The sequence below is a fragment of the Methylobacterium sp. WL12 genome (genome assembly GCF_008039475.1).
Taxonomy (GTDB): domain Bacteria; phylum Pseudomonadota; class Alphaproteobacteria; order Rhizobiales; family Beijerinckiaceae; genus Methylobacterium; species Methylobacterium cerastii.
Genome location: NZ_VRUW01000082.1, coordinates 1 through 22,154 on the forward strand (window position 1 = coordinate 1; position 22,154 = coordinate 22,154).

Consider the following 22,154-nt stretch of genomic DNA (forward strand, 5'->3'; position numbering starts at 1 on the left):
AAAGAATCGCCTGCCCACCGCCCCAACCCTCGATGCCGGCGATCCGGCAGGCCATCCTGGACCACCTCAGCCGACCGCCACCCCGCCGATGCCCGCACTGTGATGCTGCGCTCGATCAACCACCTTGAATGAAATCTGCCAAAGTAGTGCTAGGACTGCTATACAAAATCCCATTAACAGGATGCGCCCAAATGGCCGGAGCAGGTCTTCGACGACGTTAGAACGACGGGGCTGGTCGAAGTGATCGAAGAGATTAACCGCAGCGCGGTGGCGTAATAAAACGGCACCGCGGGGATCGTCCGAGCCACGACGACCTTGGCGTTCGTGCCCCTGTAGACAGCACGGAAATTGACGCCCGCAGCGTCGGCAACTGAAGCAGCAGACCGATCAACCCAACCACTCGAACGTCCGCCAGCGAGCTTCCTGACGGGTTTGAGACCCGGCGTCGAAAAAAATCGACCGCCCTTCTGCGAAACGCCGCTCGCTAATCGCTATAACGAGTTCAGCACGGCGCCGCGCTCTCATATCCCTAAGAAGGAACCCACAGATGACCCATTCGTCTGGAAGCACCCCCATGCGTATTTTCGACCAGCTCGATCCAGTCATGCTCGAACAGCGCGCAGACTTTATCCTCGAAGCAGCCTCACATATGTCGCCCCAGTGCTGGGCTGCAGAACGCGTTCTTGCGGACTTTAAGTGGTTTGACTATCGGTTTCTCTCGCCGGTTCAGGCCACGGAATTGTTTGTCGAAGAGTATATCCAGTTATATCGCCATAAGTGGGCACAGAACTTTGACGCTGTTGCGGCGGGCAAGAAGCGCGCCACTGCTGCTGGTGGGCTCTTTCATAGCCGCAAGGAGTTTAGCGAGTTCTGGAACGCTCGTGCGCACGCTGACTTACTGGGCGTTCCTTATAAGCTCTACATCTCGACCGCGATGGAGACCGCGCTTCGTCGGGCTAAGCAGCAGCGCCTGTTGAGGGCCGGGCAGATGCGTCGGGTGGACTGCGTAGTGGCTATTGAAAAGCGGATGGAGGAGGAACTTACCGGCGCCTACTGGTTCTCCGATTTCTCACACTATCGCATGGAAAACGATCACGCTCTGCCGGACCAGATCGCCCATCAGGAACATATTGCTCGTGCGGCTCGGAAGCGGACTAACGGGTCCATCGCGATCGGTATGGCCATCGACAATGCACGGGTCCTGTCGGTCGATAAGGCCGCCGCTTTTTACGGAGCGGAGGTCGTCGCGACCGCTCGTGAGAGGTCTGCCGGCTTGGGAACTGCGGCGGCGATCAATGTCCTCCCAAGCGAGCAGCTCATCCCGTCGTGTTTCGGTTTACCGGCTCCTCTGGATGCCGCGGCAGAGCGGTGCAATCGGTGCCCACTCGTTGCGCAGTGTCAGCCAGTCACCGAACGTCTCCTCGAGGATGTAGTCGCCCAGTATGGCTCGACGAACCCTGTGCTTGATCACCGCAGGCGGTCCGGAAAGGATCGCGCACGTCGCTTCCGCGAGAAGACGCGCTTGGCAGCGGCGTCTGCTAATCCGGACGCAATTACCCAGGTCAAGGCTGCATAAGCGACCGGGGGATCGCAGCTTCTGTGAGGCTCGGAAGCCCTTCGGCCTCATCCGGAGGGTTTCCGTCTCACACCGTAACGCGCTCTATAATTTAGGCCTCTCAAAAATGAAGCCAAAACAATGGAAAACGTTACGGGACGCCCGGATCTCGCTTGGGTTCCACTCAATTAGAGGACCGGTCGATGATGATTATCCTGTCGTTTTAATTTGGTCTGCGGCTGCCTAGGACAGACTCCGGCTTCTTGTGAGCCCGTCAGGCACTCCCTACACGCTGCTCCGGTCTTTCTAGGACTTCCATGCTGTGGCGTAAGAGCGACCTCGTCTCATCCAAGACGCGCTGCGAGATCGGCAGCCCTCAGGTGCGTGTAGCGCTGGAGCATGCGCAATTCCCGGTGCCCCGAGATCGACGCGACCTCGACGACGTTGAACCCCTTCTCGAATAGACGGGACACCGCCTCGTGTCGGAGATCATGCAGGTGTAGATCAGATAGCCCCACACGTCGCGTCAGGCGCTCCCAGGCGAGCCTGACAGTGTTCGGGGCAGCTGTGAACACCGTAGCGCCCTCGCCCGTCCTGAGCTTCCTGAGCGTATCTACCGCGCGGGTAGAGAGTGGCACGTCCCGGCTCGTTCCGTTCTTCGTCATCGGAAGGTGCGCAACACGCCGATCGAGATCGACATGCTCCCAGCGGAGGGCCAGCAGCTCGCCGCGGCGCATGCCGGTCTCAATAGCCAGCACGATCAGTGGGCGAAGGTAGGGAGTGCGCCCTCTGTCTGCGGCGATGAGCAGAAGCTCCTCTTCGTTTCCTTCGAGGCGACGGGTGCGCCCCTTCGGCGGTGACGGGCGCCGCACGAGTTTGCATGGGTTCTGTGCGATGTGGATGTTCCACTCGCGGCGAGCGGTGTCGATCGCATGCGAAATCGTGTTCAGCTCCCGGATCACGGTCGCGGCTGCCACCATTTTGAGGCGCTCGTCGCGGTAGGCAGCGAGATCTGCCGTCGAGAGCATGGTCATCGTCCGAAAGCAGATCGGGCGACGGAGGATTGCGTTGATCCGAGCAATTTCCGTGATGGCGCTGCGCTTTGTGGGCGAGACCTCGTCCCGGTAGCGCGTCAGGAGCTCAGCGAGAGTCATGCTCTCAGCTGGTCGCATGTCGGGGAGCGCACCATTACGGTCGAGCTCAGCTTCCAAGCTGCGAGCCCAACGCTCTGCGTCGCTCTTTGCGTCGAAGGACTTCGAGCGCGGCTGCATCCCCTTGCGGCGGACAGCGGCTTGCCAGCGCCCTCGAAGTTTCCTGATCGTCGCCATCGCAGCTACGCCTTTCGTGTGAGCGCTGCATTCAAGGACGCCGTGTCAGGGCTATCAAGGACTTTCCCTGACAACCATCATGTCGATCGACGTCTTCAGACGAAGCAAAACGACAAGGGTGTCCGCGCGGAGCTGGACGAAGTAAGTAGCACTAGCAAATTTACGGCGTGATTTTCCCATACAACAAGCAATCTCATCTTTCATGATCCGACACGCATATCAGGCGCGCAGATGTATGATGGATCTCTCATCCGTCACCTGACGTTGATCGCACAGTGCGATCCTCTGTGTGCGACGTCTCTCTGACGCTTTCGCTCGCTCGTCGCTCTCTATGACGCTCTCATGCGATCTCTATGATCTGATCGCCATAGGCTCTGTATCGCTTCAGGTCTCTCGGGGATCTTTTCGATCAGCCGGGGCGATGTCTCCTTGAGGGGACATATTTCGCAAATTCGTTCGCATTGGCTTGTTCGAGGGGACATTGAGGGGACATCTGGGTGACATCCAGGGGACAAGTTCGCTCCGAATGTCTCCCTGCCGGATTGTTCGCATTGAGGTTTCGGGTGACATCCAGGGGACATCTGGGGGACACGAGGGGACATCCGTGGCCGGTGTTCTCCTAGTGCACTGACGCACTCGAAAGGTGCACGTCAGGTCTAAAATTTCTTCGCTCTGGCAGCGTGTTAGCGATGATCGGTTTGGTTCGTTAGTCGGTGTCAGTGCACTAGGTCTGATCCAGGCCTAGTCTAGGCCTGATCCGCATTCTGGCCTGGCCTCACTCCAGCCAGTAGAAGTCCGTGTGGACCGTCACGTCCGCATAGTAGCTGACCCGCTCCGCGTAGTAGCACTTCACCTCTCACGGCTTGTTGGCGATCGACATCCCCTTGAACCGAACGCAAGCGGATCGTTCCGCTCAACGGGGTCAGCAACCTGACTGTGATCACCTCGCGCGTTCGGTCACGTCGGCGTGTCGATGTCATCCCATGCAGCGTTGGGGGCATTCTGGAAGCCCGTGAGCCAGTTGAGGGCGACGTGTCGTTCGGCGACGACGTCCCCGTCGACCCCCTCGAGCGGCAGCTCCTTCTCTCGCGCCTGGCGGACGACCCAGTGTTCCCGCCACGTGCGGTCCAGGGCGTCAAGGATCTCGCCAGCCGACCGCAGATCGGGAGTCGAGGCGATCCCGCCGGCCACGGCCAGGGGCGCAAGCGACCGCCATAGGGCGTTGACGTTGATCTGGGTGTCGCTCTCCTCGATCCGACCTCCCTTCAGGCCGAGAGACCAAGCCAGGGCATTCGCGGCCTCGTAGCGCCACGTCAGGGCGTTCGCCTCCTCGAACGTGCAGCCATCCGCAATCCTCTCGCACTCCCGCGGTGACAGCGCCTCGTAGCCGATTGGATTAAGGTCGGGCCGTCCGCCTGGGATCGGGTCGGTGCCCGAGGCGTGCGCTTCCGCCCAGGCGGCGAGGTGAAAAAGAGCCAGCGCTCGTCGAAGGACCTCCGCTGGCGGCCGTAGCACGAGTTCCGCCTCGCCGATCGACGGCGGCATGCCAGCGAGCGGGCGGGGGTTCAGGCTCTTCAGACGTTCAAGCGAACGGGCGCGACGTGCTAAGGCGTCCGCGGGATGTGGGAGGACCGCCGAAGGGTCGGACTCGCCCGCGGACGACATGAGGGTCGCCATGTCGGGCGACCGAACTGAACCATCGGGCAGGAACAGGACGGCGTTGGCGTCCAGGGCCCAGGCCTCCAGCCGAGGCAGTTCGATAGACGAGACCTCGAAGCTGGCGTGGTTGCGGACCCGCTGAAGGTGGCGCCAGAGATGGTAACGGACGGCGGTCATCTGGCCGTCGCCCCGCCCCATAACGTAACCGACGAAGCCGTCCAGGTGCGTCGGAAGCTCCGGATCAGTCAGGTCGCGCCGCCCCAGCATCGTATGCGGAAACGGAAGCGGCGGCAGCTCGCGCAGCGTGGCGTAGGCGTTGACCAGCAGAATTTCACTCGGCGCGGCCGCGGGCGCGCCACGTCCGAACAGCCGTTTCAGCAAGCCCATGTCCGGTCCTTCGCGGTAATCGACGCCCATGCGGCATGGCGGGCGGACCGTTCCCGGCGCAACTGTAAGGCGGGATCAATCGGATCGCGATCCCCGCTGGCGATCCGTCGCCCGCCACCAGAGATTCACGAGCTGGGTTCCTTCCCAACTCCTGGAACAAGGTGCTGCCGTCCCAACTGCCTGGAACACACGATCTGGTGGCAAATCCTCCTGCTCGGCTTCGTCGGGACCGAGCGCGAGCTCGTAGAGAGTGCACCCGTCGTGGATCCTCTGGAGCAGCTGCATGCATGGCTCGACTACGCCCTCGAACTTGGCGCAACAGGGCTGGCGCTCGAAGCCGTCTTCGCCGCATCGACCCATGGCTACGACACGATCGATCACTTCCGAGTCGATCCGCGGCTCTGCGACGATGCGGATTTCGTCGCCCTGATCCAGGCGGCTCATGAGCGGGGTCTGCGCGTGCTCCTCGACGACGTCTTCAACCATGTTGGACGCGACCATCCCGTCTTCGTCGAGGTCCTGGAGCAGGGGTCGCAGGCCCCACTCGCTGGATGGTTTAAGCTGTCCTGGCCCGACGGCGCCCGCCCGGATGCAGAGCCGGAAGATGCCTGCTTCGAGGGACACCGGCAGCTCGTGACACTCAATCACGAAGAGTCTGCCGTGGCCGACTACATTTTCTTCGTCATGCCGAAGCTGATTCAACCGCTCCTCAGGGAAGCCCTGGATCACAGGGCGGCTGAGCGCAGCAGTTTTGTGGGAACAGATTCTAGCGGGAAACCCGACTGTCGATTCTAAGAACCCGACCGGCGTGGCACTGATTGACAAAGGCCCTCCCGCTCCAATCGAATGACGTCACCCTCAGCATTAAAGAAGGCACCGCAGACGATCTTATGGAGCGCTACAGCGAGAAAGACATCCTCACCGAAGTTGGACGGAAAGCCTTCGAGGCTGCTCGGCAGTATGTGCGTGACGGTCGGGTTGTCGCCTTCGACCAGGATGATGGGGTCGTGTTCGGGCAGGTTCTCGGCACTGCCCGTCGGCCCTACGAGCAGACGATCGAAGTTGAGGGGATTCGCGGTGGTGTAGGCATCGCTGGAGAATGCAGCTGTCCCGTCGGCTTCAACTGCAAGCATGTTGCGGCTGTGCTCCTCTTTGGGCTCCAGTCGGCAAACCGGCACACTCGTCCGTCGGCGGAGGACCGCCTTGCCCGGCTCCTCTATCCGCCCGCACAGCGTTCCGTGGCATCGTCTGCCCATGACGTGGACACCGTGCCGGGCTTGGCTGCGTGGCTCGAGGATCTCGACCGGGCTCAAGCCATGGCCGAGGAAAGCTATCCGAGCAACATCGCGCAACGTCTCGTCTATGTTCTTAGCCCGATTCCGCTCGGCGAAGGTGTTCCACGGCTCGGCGTCCAACCCATCTCTGCGCGCCTGCTCAAGGACGGACGTTTCTCGGCGAACAACCGCCCCTATGAGGCCAGCGCCGCCCTTTCTGGGACCCCCGCCAAGTTTTTAAGGCCCTCGGATCTCAAGATCCTTCGCGCGGTGGCGCTACTCAGACGCGATTACGGGGGTGGGGCTTCCATCAGCCTCGCGAGTGACGGCGGTGCCGCAATCCTCACCGAAGTTATTGCCACCGGGCGAGCACGCTGGCTCGGCCTAGACGGGCCAGTCCTTTCAGTGGGCCCACCGCAATCTGGCCGGATCGTCTGGCAAACGGCAGGCGAGGCTGGGCTGGTGCCGGGGCTCGAACTTGACGGCCAAGGCGTCCCTCTCAGCGCTACACCGCCGGTCTATGTCGACCCCGAGCAGGGTCTCATCGGAGTCATCGATACGAGCTATCCGCCGCGTATCGCAGCAACACTGCTGGCTGCTCCGAAAGTGCCCGGCGCAGCAGTGAAAGCGTTCAATGCCGCTTTGACAAAGCGTGCACCTGGTCTAGCCGCTTTGGCGGTTCCGGAGCGAAAGCGGGAACGTTTGGCAGGCGTCACACCGATCCCGGTCTTGAGCTTGTTTGCCGCTGATCTACCACCCGAGTCAGCCTTGCAATACGGCTACTACGGCTACGACACGCCGCCTGCTCCAGAGCGAGTCGGACTAGGCCGCCTCTCCTTCCGATACGGATCCGTCAACATTCTTCTCGGCGATGCCGCGCCCGTGGTGACGCGGCTGACGGACGGATGCTTGATCGAGGTTCATCGTGATGCGGAGGCGGAGCGCCGTGCAATCTCGAGCCTGCTGGCCAACGATTTCGTCCCGTTGTCCGAGCGTCGCGCTCGGGTTCCGGCCACGCATGCGCATGACTTCGTGCCCGAAGGAGACGAGCTCGCTTGGCTCGACGCTCAGTTCCACATCCTGCCCCAGCTTCGGGCGGATGGTTGGGAGATCGAAGTCTCCGACAACTTCCCGGGGCGGCTGCTACGTGTCGGCGACAGCTTCGAGGCGGAGGTCCACGAGGGGTCGGGCATCGATTGGCTCGAACTCCACCTCGGCGTGATCGTCGATGGCGAGCGGATCGACTTGATTGATCCAATCGTCACCATGATCGCCGCACCAGGCTTCGATCTTGATTTGTTGGAAACCGCGGCGGAAGACGACGAGGCTTCCTATTTGCCGTTAAACGATGGGCGCGTTCTCGCCTTTTCGGCGGCGCGGCTTAAAACGATTGTGGCCGCGATGCGCGATCTTGCCTTTGGCAATGGGTCGAGAGAGGGCCGTCTACGCCTCAGCCGTGCCGATGCAGCTGGTCTCGCAGCTTTCGAGGCGGCAATGCCCGATACGATCTGGCGCGGCGGCGAGCGCGTGCGCGAGATGGGGAGACGACTTGGAGCAGCTGGCGGGATACCGTCAGCCGTCCTTCCGCCGAATTTTCGCGCCACGCTGCGACCATACCAGCACGAGGGCGTATCGTGGCTCGCCTTTCTGCGCGACGTCGGTTTCGGTGGCGTGCTCGCGGATGACATGGGTCTCGGCAAAACGGTGCAGGCTCTTGCTCTGCTAGCCATCGACAAGGCGCAGGGTCGGCTCGACGGTCCAGCCCTTGTGGTCGCCCCGACTAGCCTGATGGCGAATTGGCGCCGAGAGGCAGAGCGCTTCGCGCCTGATCTGCGCGTTCTCACACTCCACGGCCATGATCGCGCGGATCGGTTCGGCGCGATCCCCGACAGTGATCTCGTGCTGACGACCTATCCGTTGATCGCCCGCGACCACGCCGTGCTGGCAGCACGAACTTGGCCGCTGCTGCTTCTCGACGAAGCGCAGACGATCAAGAACCCTGATGCTGCGACGACGAAGCTGCTGCTTGGGATCGAGGCGCACCACCGTATCTGTCTGACTGGAACTCCGCTGGAGAACAATCTCAACGAGTTGTGGTCACTCTTCGCTTTCGCCTGTCCCGGCCTGCTCGGTGACCGCAAGAGCTTCGCGAAGCTCTGGCGTGGACCAATTGAGAAGCAGGGCGACCGTGAGCGCAGCCGACTGTTGGCCCGTCGCGTAAAGCCGTTCCTGTTGCGCCGGACCAAGACGGAGGTCGCCCGCGAGTTGCCGCCGAAAACCGAGATCGTCGAGCGCATCGATCTCCAGGGTTCGCAGCGCGACGTCTACGAGGGGATCCGCCTCTCGATGCACGCCCGCGTAAGCGCAGCGATTGCAGAGCGGGGTTTTGCCCGCAGCCGGATCATCATCCTCGACGCTCTGCTGAAGCTGCGCCAAGCCTGCTGCGACCCGCGACTTCTGAAGCAATCGACGGGCAGCGAGGACAAGGCCCACCCGACGCGCCGGACAATGGCCCGCAAGCCGACGATCCGTTCGAGCGATGCCGGCTCGGCCAAGCTCGATCGGCTGGAAGAAATGGTGGTCGAGCTGCTCGCGGAAGGGCGCCGCATCCTCGTCTTCTCGCAATTCACCTCGATGCTGCGCCTAATTCAGGAGCGGCTCACGACGCGAGCCATCGCCTATGCGCTCTTGACTGGGGCCACTCGTGACCGAGAGGGAGCGATCCGGCAGTTCGAGGATGGGGATGCCAGCGTTTTCCTGGTCAGCTTGAAGGCCGGAGGGACGGGGCTGAACCTGATCGCCGCCGACACAGTGATTCTCTACGATCCCTGGTGGAACCCCGCAGTGGAGGATCAGGCCGTCGATCGAGCCTACCGGATCGGTCAGACCAAGCCTGTGTTCGTGCACAAGCTCGTGGCTAGCGGGACGATCGAGGAGAAGATGGAGATCCTAAAAGAGCGCAAAAGCGCGTTGGCTCAATCGCTTTTTGATCCTGATGGCTCACCAACTCTCGCGATGACGCAGGCCGATCTCGAACTGTTACTGTCGGCTGATTATTAAATAGAGCAATGCAATGCAGATGAGACAATCAGGCGGAATTTCTGCGTTCGCCAAGGGTCTGAACTAAAAATTCGCGGGCACAAAAGGCACCCCCTACGCGGAGGCGAAATTTCTCTAGGACATCGTGTTATTGGATGGGTGAAAGATTTCTGCTGGCGTCAAGGAATTTTTGAAGGCGGGTCACAACCCGAATTCGAGCTTACAGATGATTGGAGATGTAATTCTGTGCGGAGCCGATCTCGCTAATCTCGCCTACCGCCCGCGCACTATGAAACGTGCCGCTTGGCTTCCGCTCAAATGATGCCAGCCGACCGAGTGCCGTCGCCGAAACGTATATCGAAGGCATCTTCCGCGCCGCGTTGTGGCCCTTTTACGCCGCGACGGGCTTCCCAGCGCTGTGTGTGCGCACGCTCGACTGCTAAGTTGTTGTAGGGATTGGAGGCACTTAGCATGCGGGAGCGCCGGGTCCTCCACCTTCGGAGGGCAACGCTCTATCCAGCTGAGCTACGGGTGCTGACCGTGCGGATTTCCTAGCCGATGCGGTCGCCGCGCGCAACGGGGCAGTGTCGCGGGCGGTCGTGTATAGATCGATGGCGGTGCTCAAAGAGATAATGGCGAGTGCTCCTGCGGCGTAGATCACCCGTTCGAAGCATGTCGGGCGATGACTTGGTAGAGGGGTGGAGCCCGCACGCAGGTGCCGGCAATTTGTCAAAAGATGCAACTGCGGCGAGAGTTCGGCCCTCGGTGTTCGCCGCGCCTGCGCCGCGCCGAAGCGCCTCACGGTGGCACTCCGACGGCGTTGGTTTTTCGCTGTGAGGTGAGTGCCTGCGAAGGCCATCGTGTGTGACGAACGCGTCGCCGACTGCTGCGAATGCAGCGGTGTGGTCGAAGATGCACGAGAACTCGCGCCCCTGTGCGGTATGCGAACCTAATCGTCCAGCAAGCCCGTCAGGGGCGGGTGCGTAGGCGGAAAATTAGATCTTCGATGAACCGTGCAGTCGTTAGTAGCGTATGCCGTGACAACCGCCTGGTTCATCTGCGCTGGGCACCGGCGCCGGATCGGCTTCCAAGCGAGTAATGCGTAGTTTGCTCAGAAGGTTGTCGACATTGGGCATGCACCAGCTGTCTTGCCTCGGTTCGCACACCATGATGCCAGCGTAAATAGTCCAGAAGGCGTGAATAAATCCAGCGCTCGTGTTTGGGTCGAAACGAAGGCTTGGCAGTAACGGAAGCAGGATTGAGTCGCTCTGGTCTGAGCCCAGCAATCTCCTTGAGGAACTGCTGCAGCAGCCCCACTGCCTGCTCAAGCCGCCGCTCGTGTGAGATCGTGCGCGTAAGCTTCACACCGCCCGAGCGGCTTCCGCAGCGCAGGCCGTCGCAATGCGCCCTTGGGATGGGGTGGTGTCAGCAGCTTCGTCGTCGGTGCCGAGCTGCAAAAGGCCGGAATCGGAGGCCGCGAACTCGTGACCCGTGCCGCCACTGTTGATGTCGGCCATCAACATCGCGGTCGTCACCCGGTCGAACGATTGTGGCGGGTCGACGTGCAAGTTGCCGGGGGGCGGGGGATCCTCGGAGGAGTGCGGCATGGCTTGTTCAAATCGTCTGCGCCGAACCCTCCGGTCACTTTCATGCCGGCTCTTGTTCATCGACGCAGCCCTTCCCGGCGCATATAGTTCTGGGCAGAGCGCATATAGTTCTGGGCAGAGCGCAAGAGATGAGTTCTCGTAACAAGCGGGACTGAAGGACCGAGATACGTTGGTGCGGGCGCTCCCTCCGTCGTCATTTGCGCGACTGGAGTGGAACACCCGTTCCGATGCGGTTTGTTGCGAGACTATGCCGGGTGGCAATCCTAGCCACCGCCGCCGCTGCTCGACCCGCCACCCGCGCTGCCGTTTGGCACGGCCCGCTCGGGTAGCCGTGCGTTACCCCCAGCCGCCGAGTCCATTGTGGTGGCCTCGGCTTTCGTTGCGCCGCGGCTGATCACCAGGTCGCGATCGTTGCCCGTTGTGTTGGGTTGCACGGCGATCATCGTTCCGGTGGTCCGCGGCGTAGCGGGGACGTTATCGGCCGGCGTGAGCTCCTATGTGAGAGCCCCGGTGGAAATGCCGATCGGGAGCAGAGCCAACACTAATCTTTTCAAGGACTGCGTCTCTATATCCATAGATATGAGTGTAGAAGGCATTCAATTTATAAAAATACTTCCAACGGAATAGCGATGTCTCTCTAGAGTCGCGCTCACCACCTGTCGTTTCGGTTCGATAGCAGACCGAAGGCGGGCTTAACCTTAAATCGCCCCTGGGAGATCGCGAGGACGGTCATCTTCGTCAGTCGTAGCATCCGTGGTCAGCCGATTGCTGGCATGGTCGTGATACTGCTCGCTCCGGACGTTCTTGCTGTCCAGACCGCGCGCATCGCTGTGGCGGGACTTGTCGCGGTTACTGAGAACCATGTTCTCTGGCAGGACGCCCTCCGGAAGGTCGGTCATCGCGCCGGTGCCGGTGTTCTTGCCTTGCGCGCCGGGGCCCATGGTATGCTTGTTCGCCTTCGCCATGCATCGTCACCCTTGTCAGTCGAAAAGGTTCCAACATCCGTGGTTTTGCTCGACGGCCCCTGCCCGTCAGTGCGAGCGGGCCGCGCCCTTGCCTGGGGCATCGTGAGCGTGATGCTGGTCTGGTTCGCCGCCGCCGCCGGAGACATGGGACTTGGAGTCGTTCGTCGGGCTGCCCGGATTTGGGCCGTGCCGGTCTTCGGTCTCGGGCTTGCTGGCATCCTGGTGGCTGCTGCCGGGGCCGCCGTGATGGCGGTCAGCCGCGGGCGTCTTCTTCGAGGTGCTCATCATCGATCCTGCTGGTAGCCCTGATTGGTCGTGTTCACCTTCGCGTTTCCGGCTTGCCCGACCTTGTCAGGGTTCTGCGACTGGGCCGCTCCCTTGGGCGCGGTGGAGAGCGGGACCTTGGGGGCGCTGCCAGGTCCCTTGTCGGATCGGTTGGCAGGCGGAACGGGTGGGGGCTTGGTGGTCATATCCTGATCCTCGTTCGTTAGGCAGTTCCGATTGAATAATCGTCCTGTAAGCCTGTAGTTTCAGATGCCGAAGCCGTGTTGTTTTTAGATATTTTGCGTCTATATTTTATATCTGCGAGCCATATTTGTGAATGGAATTTTGAATTATCATATTCGCACAAATATTGTCGTCATCCTGCGCGTTCATTTCGTCAGGCGGGCTGGCGTTGGTTCTGTTTGGGTTTCGACGCTGGCGCGGGTTCCAGCTTGAGGGTTTCAGTCAGCGTCTCGCCCGCGATAGAAGCCCCGAGGTAATGCGCGCGCCGTGCCCCAGCATAGAGGTGCTGATGAGTTGCGGCGAAGCGCATAGTCTCGATCCGCCGCCTCGGATCCCAGTCGAGGCTACGCTGCAGGTCCACCAAAGGACGATGTCGCAGGCTTCGCGCTCACCGAAATTTCGGACGCAATCCTGGCCCTTCCGATCCGCGGAGGCATCGATTTCGCAAATACTTCGGCGTTCGCTCGAAGGGGCAAACGTCGTGGGGCTGGTCCATGAGCAAGCTCCTGTCCGAGATTGATCAAAGAATCGGCTTGCCGCCCGTCACCGCCACCGTTGCGCCGGAAACGTAGCTCGCCTCGGCGCTGGCCAGCATCACGTAGACGGGGGCGAGTTCGCAGGGCTGCCCGGGGCGCTTCATCGGCACCTGGCTGCCGAAGCTCCGCACCTTCTCCATCGGCATCGTCGAGGGGATCAGCGGTGTCCAGATCGGACCGGGCGCGACGCAGTTCACGCGGATGTCGCGCTCGGCCAGCAGCTGTGCGAGGCCACCGGTGAAGTTCTGGATCGCGCCCTTGGTGGTGGCGTAGGCGAGCAGTTGCGGGCTCGGCGTGTCGGCGTTCACCGAGGTGGTGTTGATGATCGCGCTGCCGGGCTTCATGTGCGGCAGCGCAGCCTTCACCAGGTAGAACATCGCGTGGATGTTGGTGGCGAAGGTCACCTCCCACTCCTCGTCGCTGATCTCTTCGGCGTTCGCGAAGGTCTTCTGGTGGGCGGCGTTGTTGACGAGGACGTCCACCCGCCCGAATTCGGTCACGGCGCGCTCGACGATCGCCCGGCAATGCGTGGCATCCTTGATATCGCCCGGCATCGAGATCGCCCTGCGGCCAGCCGATTCGACCAACCGACAGGTCTCGGCGGCATCCTCGTGCTCGTCGTAGTAGCTGACGAGCACGTCGGCGCCTTCGCGAGCGAAGGCCAGCGCCACCGCCCGACCGATGCCGCTGTCGCCGCCGGTGATGATCGTCTTGCGTCCGGCGAGCCGCCCGCAGCCCTTATAGTGCGCCTCACCGTAATCGGGCGGCGGATCCATGTCCGCGTCGCGCGCGGGTGGGGTAAGTCGGCGCTGATGCTCGAAGGGCGGCTTCGGAAAGTCCTTCATGTCTGAGAGTTCTGTCACGGCGAAGCATCCTTGCTCGACGACGAAGACGTGATCCAGCATGCAGTTGCGTCGAACCGACTACACGTCACCGGCTGAGATCTCAGCGCAATCATTAACAAATATTAAGTCGGTAGTTTTTCAGTCCATACTCCGACAAAGCAGCGTAGCGGCGTGTCCTCATGACGATACCCGTTTCAAACGGACAACCGGACTGACAAGACATTGTTTCAGATCGATTGCAGGATGGCCGAGCTTGCTGATGTGGTGCGGGGTTCCTGGCCAGCGTAGCGGGAGAGGATGGAAAGGCCGTGGGTTGAGGCCGTAATCTAAAACTGTCCCGATCCTGATCGGATCGAAGCAGAGAAGCTGTCCGAACGAGCTCGGCCGTCGAGCGCATCGGGAAACCTTCCGGCATCTGACGATCGGAGAGGGTCAACTCAGGCCGTCGTCGTTCGTAACCGTGGCGCTGAATGGGGCGGTGAGCACGTGGTTGCCGGCCTCATCGGCAACCTCGAAGCCGCAATCCATCCCATCGCGGATCAACGTTCGTCCACCGTACGTCGGCTGCGCAGCAAGAGCGCGACGGCAAGGCAGGCCAGCCCCCCGGCGCCAGCAAGGATCATCGACGGCCGGACACCCGTCCGCGCAGAGGCTCGCGAAAGGGCGACTTCCATGCCACCGGTCATGTTCACGGCGAGTGGAACGACCTTCGTATCCAGGAAAAACTTCGGCGCCGACGGCCGGGAAGGCTTTTCCAAGGTGTAATCGCGCCCGATGACCATACTAACCTCTGTTAAGAACAGGAAAATCTCGCGAACAATTCTGAAGGTGCATGAGTTGTGGCGGAAACGCTGCCGAACGGCAGGTGTTTCCTCGATTGTCCAACTCCGGAGTGCATCCGTTGGAAAAGCCGACCTTCAAGCCATACCGCCTGCCCTCCGGCGGTTGGGGATCGGCCCTCTCGGTGGGCAACATCCTCAGGCGCGAGGGCGTGCTGGCGAGCGTCCCGGTGGCCCTGACGCGCCACAATAAGGTGGACGGATACCAGTGCACCAGCTGCGCATGGGTGAAGCCGGCCAGCCCGTTGCCGTTCGAGTTCTGCGAGAACGGCGTCAAGGCGGTGGCCTGGGAACTCACCGCGCATAGCTGCACGCCGAAGTTCTTCGCCGAGCACACCGTCACCGAGCTGTTGGGCTGGGACGACTACCACCTCGAACAACCTGGCCGCCTGACCCACCCCCTCCGCTACGACGCCGCCAGCGACAAGTACGTGCCCGTGTCCTGGGGGCATGCGCTCGACGAGATCGCCCGCGAGTTGCGCGCGGTCGAGGATCGCCGGAAAGGCACGGTGTTCTACAGCTCCGGGCGGCTGTCGAACGAGGGAAGCTACCTCTACCAGCTCTTCGCCCGGCTCTACGGGAACAACAACCTGCCCGACTCGTCCAACATGTGCCACGAGACGACCTCGGTGGCCCTGCCGGCGAGCATCGGCCAAGCCGTAGGAACGGTCGACCTCGGCGATTTCGGCCGTGCCGACTGCATCCTGTTCTTCGGTCAGAACCCGGGCAGCAACGCGCCCCGGATGCTCCACCCGCTGCAGGAGGCAAGCCGGCGCGGCGTCCCGATCATTACCTACAACCCGCTGCGCGAGCGCGGATTGGAGCGCTTCCTGAACCCGCAATCGCCGACCGAGATGCTGACCGGCAAGGACACCCGGATCAGCTCGCAGTACCATCAGGTGAAGGCTGGCGGCGATCTCGCGGCGCTCGCGGGCATCTGCAAGTCCGTGTTGGAGGCCCACGACGCATCGCGGGCTGCCGGCGGCCCGGCCGTGCTGGACGAAGCCTTCATCGCCGAGCATACGCATGGCTTCTCGACCTTCGCCGACTGGCTGCGCGCGCAGGAATGGGACGAGTTGGAGCGCCGCTCGGGGCTGCGCCGGGCCGACATGGAGGCGACCGCGACGGTCTATTGCCGGTCACGCGCCGTGATCGGCGTCTACGGCATGGGGCTGACACAGCACAGGGCCGGGGTCGAGACCGTGCAGATGCTGGTCAACCTCCTGTTGCTACGCGGTAATCTCGGCCGCGCAGGAGCCGGGATCTGCCCGATCCGGGGGCATTCCAATGTCCAGGGCCAGCGCACGGTCGGGATCACCGAGAAGCCGGAGCTCTTCGACCTCGATCGTTTGGGCGCGCAGTTCGGCTTCGAACCGCCGCGCGAGGCCGGCTACAACACGGTCGAGGCCTGCGAGGCGATCCTCAAGGACGAGGTGCAGGCCTTCTTCATGCTGGGTGGCAACTTCGTGCGGGCGATCCCCGACCACGGCCAGATGGAGCCGGCCTGGCGCCGGCTCCGGCTGACCGTCAACGTGATCACCAAGCTGAATCGCTCGGCACTGTTGCCCGGCGAGATCAGCTACATCCTTCCCGTGATCGGCCGGCTGGAGATCGACGAGACCAAGGCCGGGCAGCAGGTGCTCTCGATGGAGGACACCTCGGCCTGCGTCCATGGGAACCGGGGCTTGCGCCGGCCGGCCTCGCCGCACCTCATCAGCGAGATCCGACTGATCTGCGAGCTTGCCCAGCGGGTGCTCGAGCCCAACCCACGGGTCCGGTGGGCCGACTACCAGGACGACTACGCCGAGATCCGGAAGGAGATCAGCGAGACGTTGCCGGAGTCGTTCTGGGACTACGAGCGGCGGATGTGGGAGCCGGGTGGATTCCAGCGGCACCTGCCGGCCAACAAGCGCGAATGGCGCACGGACACGGGCCGGGCGAACATCGTGACCCCGACGGGCCTCGACGAGGACGCCGACATGCCGGATGTGGGTCACGGCGTCCTGCGTTTGATGACGCTGCGATCGAACGACCAGTTCAACACCACCGTCTACGGCTACGACGACCGCTTCCGGGGCATCAACAACACACGCAAGGTGGTGTTGATGAACCGCTCCGACATCGACAGGCTCGGGCTCAAGATCGCGCAAGCGGTGACCCTCAAGACGGTCGCCGACGACGGCGTCGATCGCCGGCTACCCGGCATGCTCGTGGTCGCCTACGATATCCCGATCGGCTGCATCGGCGGCTACTATCCGGAGTGCAACGTGCTGATGCCGATCTGGCACTACGCCATCGGCAGCAAGACCCCAGCGGCGAAGACCATCCCGGTCACCGTGCAAGCCGACGACCCACGTGTGCTCGAGCCGCAGCTCGAATACGCCACGGGGTGAGGGCGGCACCTCCCCGCACCACTGCGGGGGCGAAGGGGAAGTAAGGCAGGCGAGATCGCGCAAGTCCGGGATCTCCTACACGAAACCGTGTCGGCACATTCAGGGATCGGCATCGGGGCAGCCACGGTCTGGCCGAGTCGGGCGCATGACCTTGCTTCTCGCGGCGGCCGGTTCAGGATCGATGCGGGCAAGATGGATATAGGCGAGATGGATGCGGTCAGGACCGATCGGCAGCATCAGGAGCGATCGACGCGCAACGCCGCGGCGATCTGGATCGCCCTCGACTTCGCCTATTTGGTCTTCGCCGGTACGGTGAGCGTGAACGAGTGTGTGGCTGCGATCGTTTGCGCCACGCTCGCGACGGCCTGGTGGTGGGGCGTGGGACGGCGGGGCGGCGTGCGGTTCCACTTCGACCGGGCGGCGTTTCGGCCACTCGGGGCGGCGATCCAAGATCTTCCTCGTCAGACTGCCCGTGCGGGTCGCCACCTGGTCGAAGCCCTGCGTGCGGACGGCGCGGGCGGAAGGATCTGCGAGCAGAGCGTAGCGGAGCTGGCCTGGGTGACGCCTCGCGGGCCGGCGGCCCCGGCCGCGCGCGCCGTCGGTCTGCTCGCCGCGTCCCTGGCTCCGGACAGCTTCGTCCTCGTCCTCGACCGCGCGCATGGGACGGTGGCCACGCATGCTCTGGGGGACGGCAAGCCGTGACGATCTGGACGGCCGCCATCCTGGCGCTGCTGCCGCCCTTTGCCCTCGCGGTCGCGCTGGCGGGGAGCGGCACCCCCGGCCGGCGCTTCGCCGCCTACCAACTCGCCGGCAGCGTCACGGTGCTGATCCTGACCCTGCTGGCCTTCGCCACCGACCAAGCCTCGATCACGGATCTCGCCTTGACGCTCGTGCTGCTGAACCTGCCGGGCACGATGCTTTTCGCGGTCGTCCTGGAGCGCTGGATATGAGCGTCGCGATCGGCCTTCTGCTGGGCCTCACTGTCATCGTCACGTGGTTCGCGGCCTTCGCCTTGTAGCGCCTACCCCGGGCCCTCGACCGGCTGCACGTCCTCGCCTTCCTGAACGTCACCACCTCCGTCCTCGTCACGGCAGCGGCCTTCCTGGGCGACGGCGTTTCCGGGCGTTCGGTCAAGATCCTGCTGACGATGGTCGTCTTCCTCGCCTGGGCGGCGGTGCTGTCGCACGTGTCCGGCCGGGCCGTGCTGATGCGCGAGGGCCGGTCGGCATGAGCGTGATCCTGCCCCTGCTGTTCCTGCTCACCGCCTGCTCGGGCACCGCCGTGGTGCTCGTCCGGGATCCCGTCCGGCAGGTCTTCGCCATCGCGGCCAACGGGATCGTCCTGACGATCCTCTTCGCCGCGCTGCAGGCCCCCGATGTCGCCCTGTCGGAGCTGGCGGTCGGCTCGGCGGCGGTGCCGCTCCTCTTCCTCGTGGCCCTCATGGCGGTGCGCAACCAGCCGCCCGAGGAGGAATCGTGAGCCAGCGCCTGCGCGTCGCGCTGCTCGCCCTGGCCGGCGTGATGCTGCTTCCGGGCGCCGCGGCGGTGATCGCCGGATTGCCCCGCTTCGGCGCCACGATCGCCGCCTACGGCGAGCGCATCAACGCGATCGTGCCCGAGGCGCGCCACGTGGCCAACATGGTCAGCGCGATCAACTTCGACCTGCGCGGCCTCGACACCCTCGGCGAGGAGTTCATGCTGCTCGCCGCCATCACCGGAACGGTCGTGCTGCTGCGCGGCCGCCGCGGCGAGGGCAGCACCGAGCGCGCCCTGCGTCGGCCCGAGCGGGCGGTGATCCCGCGCTCCGAAGCCGTGGTGCTCGTCTGCCGGATCGCGGGCCCGCTCACCGCGCTGTTCGGCCTGTACGTGGTGCTGCACGCCACCGTCACCCCGGGCGGGGGCTTCCAGGGCGGCGTGATCCTCGCGTCGGGTACGCTGCTGATCTACCTCGGCGAGGGCTATGCCGGCTGGCGCGACGCGGTGCGCAGCCATTGGCTCGATGGGCTGGAGGGCGGGGGCGCCCTGCTCTTCACCCTGTGCGGGCTGGCGCCGATGCTGGACGGCGGCGCCTTCATGCAGAACGTCCTGCCGTTCGGCACCTTTCGCGACCTGATGTCGGGCGGCCTGATGCTCGTGGAGAACCTCTGCGTCGCCCTGGCGGTGGCGGGAGGCTTCACCCAGCTCTTCCTGGAATTCATGGAGGAGACCCGCGAGGCGGACGAGGCCGACGAGCCGGGGGAGGAATCGGCGTGAACGCGGTCTCGGGCATGCTGCCTTACGCGGTCGCCGCGTGGCTGTTCGGCGCCGGGCTTTACGGCATCGCCACGAGCCGGAACTTCATCCATCTCGTCGGTTGCCTCGGCGTGTGCCAGTCGGCGACCTACGTGCTGATTCTGGGCCTCGGCTACCGCTGGGGAAGCATCGCGCCGATCTTCTACGACCACCCGCCGGGCACGCCCGCCGTCGACCCGGTCATGCAGGCGCTGGTGCTGACCGACATCGTGGTCGGCGCGACCCTGACCGCCCTTCTCCTGGTGCTGACGATCCAGGTCTACAAGCGCAGCGGCAGCCTCGACCCGGAGCAGCTCCGCCCGATGCGCGCCGGGGGCAGCTCCGAACGCACCGAGGGGTCGGACCGCGGCGACGGCGAGCGGACGGCCTCGTGACCCTCGGCTCCGCCGCACTTCTCCCGCTGCCGGTCGCCGTCCCGCTGGTCTTCTGCGCGGCGATGCTGGCAACCGCCCACCTCCTGCCGGGCCGCCTGCCCGACATCCTGGCGACGCTCGCCGCGCTCGCTGTCGCGATCCTGTCCGGCGTGATCGCTGTAGGGGCCGCGGACGGGCCCCTGGTCTACTGGTTCGGCGGCTGGGAGCCGCGCGACGGTCTCCACCTCGGGATCGGCTTCGGGGTGGACGCGGCGAGCGCCTGGGTCGCGGCCTTCATCGGCCTGCTCTACGCGCTCACCTTCGTGTTCGCCTGGGGCTTCTTCGGCCGGACGCACGGACACTTCCATATCCTGATGCTGCTGTTCCTGGCCGCCATGGTCGGGTTCTGCTTCACCCGCGACATGTTCAACCTGTTCGTATGGTTCGAGGTGATGAGCGTCGCCGCCTTCGCGCTCACCGCCTACCATCTGGAGAAGTCCGCCCTCGCGGGCGCGATCGACTTCACCGTGATCAACAGCCTCGCCGGCTTCCTGATGCTCGGCGGCATCGGGTTGATCTACGCCCGGACCGGCACCCTCGACTTCGAGGGCATCGCGGCGGCGGTGGCACGGGGCGGCCGGGACCCGGTGCTGGCGGGCGCGTTCTGCCTCGTCGCGGCGGCACTGATGATCAAGGGCGCGATCGTGCCGTTCCAGTTCTGGCTCGCGGACGCCCACGCGGTGGCGCCGAGCCCGGTCTCGGTGATCTTCTCCGGCGCGATGGTGTCGCTGGGGCTCGTCGGGCTCGCAAAGGTCAGCACCGTCGTCTTCGCCGGCTCCGAGCAGATCCAGCATGCGCTCCCGGCCCTCCTCACGGGACTCGGCAGCGTCACCGCCATCCTCGGCGGCTGGATGGCGCTGCTGCAGCGCCACCTGAAGCGGATGCTCGCTTTCTCGACGATCTCGCATGCCGGAATCTTGCTCGCCACCCGGGCCAGCATCGACGAGATCGCCCTGCGGGGTCTCGGACGCGCGACGCAGTCGGCGCCGACCCGCACCCTCGAGCTGCTGCACAGCGGCCTGATCGGCGACTACGTGGCTTGGCTCGCGATCGGGGTAGCGATCATCGCCGCGTTGCTCACCGTAGGGTGAGAACCTCGCCTCGTCGCATCGGGACCAAATGAAGCGCCAACTCGCACGAGAGATAAGCGCCACGCACCTGGAGACAGCGCACACCGGAGCGCAATCGCACGAGCCGGTGCCGGACCATTCACTCCATCGGTTTCACCTATCCTGACTGTAAGCGCTCGGTGATGGGCCTTGCGGGTCAGGCGGCCTGAGCGAGGTCCGTGAGTGGGGCCCAGTTCCACGGTAGCAGTTCGCCCAGGCGTCGGGCCGGATGGTCGGCGATGCGGGTGAGGACGTCCCGCAGGTAGGCCTCGGTATCGAGGCCGTTCAGCTTGGCCGTCTCGATCAGCGTGTAGAAGGCGGCCGCCCGCTCGGCGCCCCGATCCGAGCCGGCGAACAGGTAGTTCTTGCGCCCGACGGCGACGCCGCGGAGCGCCCGCTCGGCCGGGTTGTTGTCGAGCCCGATCCGGCCGTCGTCGAACACCCGGGTCAGCGCGCGCCAGCGGGTCAGCATGTAGCGGAACGCCTTGGCTAGATCCGAGGGGCCGGAGAGCTGCGGCAGGATCGTCTCGGCCCAGGTTCTCAAGGCATCGGCCAGCGGCCGGGATCGATCCTGCCGCCGTCGCTGTCGCTCATCGGGCGGCTGGCCGGCGATCTCGCGTTCGATGGCGTAGAGGGCGCCGATGCGCTCCAGCGCCTCCCCGGCGATAGCCGAGTCGGATTTGGCGTGAACGTCGAAGAACTTGCGCCGGGTGTGGGCCCAGCAGGCCGCCTCGATCAGGGCACCGCCGGTGCGGCCGCCCTCGTAGAGGCGATTGAAGCCGGCATAGCCGTCGGCGTGCAGCACGCCCCGGAACCCGGCCAGATGCGTCAGCGGCCGCTCGCCCCTGCGGTCGGGGGAGGCCAGGAACACGGCGGCCGGCGGACGTACGCCGCCATGGGGCCGCTCATCGCGCACATAGACCCAGAGCCGCCCGGTCTTCGTCTGGCCCAGGCCCGGTGCCAGCACCGGGACGGGGGTGTCGTCGCCGTAGAGGACATCCGAGTCCGCCAGCACGTCCTGGCGGAGCAGGTCGATCAACGGCGAGAGGGCGGCGGCCGTCGCCCCCACCCAGCCCGACAGGGTCGAGGTGGCCAGATCCACGCCGTCCCGGGCATAGATCTCGGCCTGGCGGTAGAGCGGCAGGTGGTCATCGAACTTGGCCACCGCGATATGGGCGAGAAGCCCGGCTCCGGCCCGCCCGCGGGTGATCGCATGATGCGGGGCAGGCGCCTGAACCATGCCTTCGCAGGCTCGGCACGCGAACGCCTCGCGCACGTGCCGGACCACCTTGAAGCGGCCGGGCACGTAATCGAGGGTCTCCGTCACGTCCTCGCCGACCCGACGCAGGGTTCCACCGCAGGACGGGCAGGCGCAGGGACCGGGATGGATCACGCTCTCGCGCGCCA

At 64.2% G+C, this 22,154-nt stretch carries 19 protein-coding genes and 1 pseudogene; 11 read left to right on the forward strand and 9 right to left on the reverse strand.

The genetic code is table 11. The features are described 5' to 3' along the window. Positions 1-574: 574 nt before the first annotated feature. Positions 575-1,576, forward strand: a complete 1,002-nt coding sequence (locus FV226_RS22155) for a hypothetical protein (RefSeq protein ID WP_147764584.1) — start codon at positions 575-577, stop codon at positions 1,574-1,576. Between the two features lie 323 nt (positions 1,577-1,899). On the opposite strand, the gene FV226_RS22160 is transcribed toward FV226_RS22155, so the two are convergent. After that, positions 1,900-2,883, reverse strand: a complete 984-nt coding sequence (locus tag FV226_RS22160) for a site-specific integrase (RefSeq protein ID WP_187278821.1) — start codon at positions 2,881-2,883, stop codon at positions 1,900-1,902. Between the two features lie 957 nt (positions 2,884-3,840). After that, positions 3,841-4,959, reverse strand: coding sequence for a DUF4272 domain-containing protein (locus tag FV226_RS22165; RefSeq protein WP_246691687.1), 1,119 nt, complete (start codon positions 4,957-4,959; stop codon positions 3,841-3,843). A gap of 231 nt (positions 4,960-5,190) precedes the next feature. Here FV226_RS22165 and FV226_RS28750 point away from each other — a divergent pair, with 231 nt between their 5' ends. Continuing rightward, complete coding sequence (locus tag FV226_RS28750) at positions 5,191-5,724, forward strand: alpha-amylase family glycosyl hydrolase (RefSeq protein WP_246691688.1); 534 nt, start codon at positions 5,191-5,193, stop codon at positions 5,722-5,724. 23 nt (positions 5,725-5,747) lie between these two features. Then, positions 5,748-9,263, forward strand: coding sequence for a DEAD/DEAH box helicase (locus FV226_RS22175; RefSeq protein ID WP_348644127.1), 3,516 nt, complete (start codon positions 5,748-5,750; stop codon positions 9,261-9,263). Positions 9,264-10,603: 1,340 nt separating this feature from the next. Here FV226_RS22175 and FV226_RS22180 read toward each other — a convergent pair. From FV226_RS22180 to FV226_RS22210, 6 genes are all read right to left on the reverse strand, one after another. After that, complete coding sequence (locus tag FV226_RS22180; RefSeq protein WP_147764587.1) at positions 10,604-10,909, reverse strand: hypothetical protein; 306 nt, start codon at positions 10,907-10,909, stop codon at positions 10,604-10,606. Positions 10,910-11,547: 638 nt separating this feature from the next. Continuing rightward, positions 11,548-11,814, reverse strand: coding sequence for a hypothetical protein (locus tag FV226_RS22190; protein ID WP_210246533.1), 267 nt, complete (start codon positions 11,812-11,814; stop codon positions 11,548-11,550). Positions 11,815-11,880: 66 nt separating this feature from the next. Continuing rightward, positions 11,881-12,099, reverse strand: coding sequence for a hypothetical protein (locus FV226_RS22195; RefSeq protein WP_147764589.1), 219 nt, complete (start codon positions 12,097-12,099; stop codon positions 11,881-11,883). After that, positions 12,099-12,284 carry a hypothetical protein gene (locus FV226_RS22200; protein ID WP_147764590.1) on the reverse strand — a complete coding sequence of 62 codons (186 nt, stop codon included), beginning with the start codon at positions 12,282-12,284 and terminating at the stop codon, positions 12,099-12,101. The genes FV226_RS22195 and FV226_RS22200 overlap by 1 nt, the downstream gene beginning before the upstream one ends. A gap of 557 nt (positions 12,285-12,841) precedes the next feature. Then, positions 12,842-13,702 (reverse strand): SDR family oxidoreductase, encoded by an 861-nt coding sequence (locus FV226_RS22205; protein WP_147764600.1) that lies wholly within the window; start codon positions 13,700-13,702, stop codon positions 12,842-12,844. Positions 13,703-14,241: 539 nt separating this feature from the next. Further along, positions 14,242-14,484, reverse strand: a complete 243-nt coding sequence (locus FV226_RS22210; protein ID WP_147764591.1) for a hypothetical protein — start codon at positions 14,482-14,484, stop codon at positions 14,242-14,244. Between the two features lie 119 nt (positions 14,485-14,603). On the opposite strand from FV226_RS22210, the gene FV226_RS22215 reads away from it, so the two are divergent. From FV226_RS22215 to FV226_RS22250, 8 genes and pseudogenes are all read left to right on the forward strand, one after another. Beyond that, positions 14,604-16,934, forward strand: a complete 2,331-nt coding sequence (locus tag FV226_RS22215) for an FdhF/YdeP family oxidoreductase (RefSeq protein WP_246691689.1) — start codon at positions 14,604-14,606, stop codon at positions 16,932-16,934. Positions 16,935-17,141: 207 nt separating this feature from the next. After that, positions 17,142-17,636, forward strand: a complete 495-nt coding sequence (locus FV226_RS22220; RefSeq protein ID WP_147764593.1) for a hypothetical protein — start codon at positions 17,142-17,144, stop codon at positions 17,634-17,636. Continuing rightward, positions 17,633-17,884: a monovalent cation/H+ antiporter complex subunit F gene (locus tag FV226_RS22225; RefSeq protein ID WP_147764594.1), complete on the forward strand. Its 252-nt coding sequence runs from the start codon at positions 17,633-17,635 to the stop codon at positions 17,882-17,884. The genes FV226_RS22220 and FV226_RS22225 overlap by 4 nt, the downstream gene beginning before the upstream one ends. An 80-nt stretch (positions 17,885-17,964) precedes the next feature. Next, positions 17,965-18,165 (forward strand): annotated as a pseudogene (locus FV226_RS28755) (monovalent cation/H(+) antiporter subunit G); the annotation flags it as partial. Next, positions 18,162-18,413 (forward strand): DUF4040 domain-containing protein, encoded by a 252-nt coding sequence (locus FV226_RS22235; protein ID WP_147764595.1) that lies wholly within the window; start codon positions 18,162-18,164, stop codon positions 18,411-18,413. The pseudogene FV226_RS28755 and the gene FV226_RS22235, both read left to right, overlap by 4 nt. Then, positions 18,410-19,186, forward strand: a complete 777-nt coding sequence (locus FV226_RS22240) for an MnhB domain-containing protein (RefSeq protein ID WP_147764596.1) — start codon at positions 18,410-18,412, stop codon at positions 19,184-19,186. The genes FV226_RS22235 and FV226_RS22240 overlap by 4 nt, the downstream gene beginning before the upstream one ends. Then, complete coding sequence (locus FV226_RS22245) at positions 19,183-19,599, forward strand: cation:proton antiporter subunit C (protein WP_210246534.1); 417 nt, start codon at positions 19,183-19,185, stop codon at positions 19,597-19,599. Before FV226_RS22240 ends, FV226_RS22245 begins: the two co-directional genes overlap by 4 nt. Next, a complete protein-coding gene (locus tag FV226_RS22250; protein WP_246691690.1) occupies positions 19,596-20,729 on the forward strand; it encodes a proton-conducting transporter membrane subunit in 1,134 nt (377 codons plus the stop codon). Before FV226_RS22245 ends, FV226_RS22250 begins: the two co-directional genes overlap by 4 nt. A gap of 175 nt (positions 20,730-20,904) precedes the next feature. Here FV226_RS22250 and FV226_RS22255 read toward each other — a convergent pair. After that, positions 20,905-22,154 (reverse strand): IS66 family transposase (locus tag FV226_RS22255; protein WP_147764597.1); only part of this gene is annotated, 1,250 nt, incomplete at its 5' end.